This window comes from Mesorhizobium sp. M1399 (assembly GCF_040317735.1).
Lineage (GTDB): Bacteria > Pseudomonadota > Alphaproteobacteria > Rhizobiales > Rhizobiaceae > Mesorhizobium.
In genome coordinates this window covers 1-2,245 of the sequence record NZ_JAMYKZ010000065.1, presented here as the reverse complement: position 1 = coordinate 2,245, position 2,245 = coordinate 1, and the positions used below count along the sequence as shown (strand labels likewise).

At 61.4% G+C, this 2,245-nt stretch carries 2 protein-coding genes and 1 pseudogene; 2 read left to right on the top strand and 1 reads right to left on the bottom strand.

Going from position 1 to position 2,245, the window contains the following annotated elements:
- Positions 1-174, bottom strand: a pseudogene (locus NKH05_RS32900) (IS5/IS1182 family transposase); the annotation flags it as partial.
- Positions 175-787: 613 nt separating this feature from the next.
- Between NKH05_RS32900 and NKH05_RS32895 the strand changes: the two are divergent.
- Positions 788-1,477: a hypothetical protein gene (locus NKH05_RS32895; protein WP_353017947.1), complete on the top strand. Its 690-nt coding sequence runs from the start codon at positions 788-790 to the stop codon at positions 1,475-1,477.
- A 50-nt stretch (positions 1,478-1,527) separates the two neighbouring features.
- Positions 1,528-2,061, top strand: a complete 534-nt coding sequence (locus NKH05_RS32890; RefSeq protein ID WP_353027096.1) for an RES family NAD+ phosphorylase — start codon at positions 1,528-1,530, stop codon at positions 2,059-2,061.
- The last annotated feature ends 184 nt before the right edge of the window (positions 2,062-2,245 follow it).

Here is a 2,245-nt window from a genome sequence, read left to right as displayed (position 1 = left end):
GGCCGCCGCGGGTCTTGCGTCGCGGAGCGCGCCGTCCCGCAAGTGCCTCCGGGTTACCCATAAGGTCAGGCTACCACGCCGGCGCAGACCTGCTTCGTAGTCACGCCAATTCGTCACCCTGAATTTCATCTTTCCCACGTGATGACGAGGATCTGCGTTGTGTTTGTACGGCATGGCACTCGCATCAAGCTGATTTCGATCCTGCCTGCCTATCGCCAAACCGTTGACAAAGGATCCATGCACCAACGCTCCGCGCGACCGAACGTCGCCGGCGGCGCTATCCGCTCGACCCCGAGAACCTTCCGCCTTCCGGTCGGCCTGTTATGACTTCTGCTTACGGCATTGTAGTCTTCGTCGGCTGCGAGGGTAAGGCGGTGGACCCAGAAATTCTGCGTCGTTCCTATGCCGACCTTCCCATCACGGGTGACTACGTATGGGGGCGTTGGCGCCCCGCTAAGCTGGATGAGCTCGTCAAGGCTTGGCCGCGGCGGCCCGGACCGGAAGTCGAGCGCCGGATCTGGTGGCAGCCAACGCTCGACGAACTGCGGCAGGCAAGAAAAGCCGCCGGCGGTCGGGGAGCGGAAGCGGCCAAGCGCTGCCGATTAGCCGAGGATGGCCCGCAATATGCTGAATCTTCGGATATCGGACGTTGCGAGCTGCCGAAGGAAATCGGCGTTCGCATAGCAGTGCCGCACGGCGGGTTCCTCCGTCCGGGAAGATTGTCAGGGTTGCTTAGATTGACAAAGTTGCGCAGGACGCCATATTATCGCATCAGGAGGCGAGACCTATGGCAGACAAAGCGCAAGTAAAGGCATCAGCCGTCACCGCGAAGACGCGAGGCACGGCCGTACTGACAATGTTCACGATGAAGGGTGACCCGATCAAGGCGCTGGCCGGGTTCAAGCTGCCGGCCGGCGCGCACGTTGCGATTGTATCCGGAAAACCGGAGTCCGTCAGCGCGATCAGGAAGTCGGTTCGCGGTCGTGTTGCTCGAGTCACCGAGGTCATTGAGCGAGGTCCGCGTCCTGCCCAGCTGGAGCGCGAAGCCTTAGTGGACAAGACTGCATTCGAGCCCGATGCGCGCAGCCGCGCGATGCTTGAAGGTATCCGTATCGCACAGCAGGATCTGCGCGACGCGGGCGGCGCCTATGATCTTGATGAGGTCCGCACCCTGATGCGCGGCGTCTCCCGGCAGGCGATCGACAAGCGAGTGCAGGACGGTTCTTTGCTTGCCGTCCCCGGCCCGAGCAACCGTCGCAGCTACCCCACGCTGCAGTTCAACCGCGACGGCACTGTTGTACCTGGGCTCAAGGCCGTTCGTGAGGCTTTGCAGACCAGCAATTCCTGGACGGTGCTCAACTTCCTTGCCCACCCAGATGTAAAGCTCAGCAATCGTAAGCCCATCGAGCTTCTCAGATCCGGCCAACTCGAGCTCGTGCTTGAAGCCGCGAGGCGGCATGGTGAGCAGGGGGCGTGAGCGGCCCACTTCCTCCCGCAGACTTGGACCGGCGCCTGCCCGTGCTGGTGATGCTATCGGCAGGGCAGGAGGTTCACCGCTTCTACACGGCCAAGTTCGGGCCGATCTTCTTCGATAAGTCGACTGCGGGGCGGTTCAACGCCCTCGACGCCTCCTATGGCGTGCTCTACGCGGCAAAGGAGACCAGTGGCGCGTTCGCCGAGACGTTTCTGCGAACTCCCGGACGCACGCTCATCGATACGGATATTCTCCAGCGGAAGGCGTATGTTCGCCTCATCATTGAAAGAGATCTGAAATTGATCCGTCTTGCCGGGCCCGGTCTTGCCCGCGTTGGTGCAACCGCCGAGGTGGCACACGGGGGTTTACCTTACGATGTGCCGCAGGCGTGGTCGATCGCGCTGGCCCGTCATCCCATTGGCGCCGATGGCATAGCTTACCATGCCCGGCATGATGACGCCGAACTCTGCTATGCGCTGTTTGACCGATCAGCCGATGCGATCACGGAGGCGGCACGCGAGTTGGATCTCGATCAAGACTGGTTCTGGCGGATCGCCGGACGCTATAGGGTCGGCCTTGCTCCATAGGGAAAGCCAAATCTTGCTGCATACGGGCAGGGGCCTGATTGTCGGCTTCCCCTTGGTCGTCGCAGAGAAAGGGCATTGATAGGCGTTGGTGCGCGGATATGAAATCGAACGCATTTCGATCATTAATGTAGTTGGTTATGCCTGCGTGACTTGACGCCGGATAGACTCCGGGCGTGCCCATGCC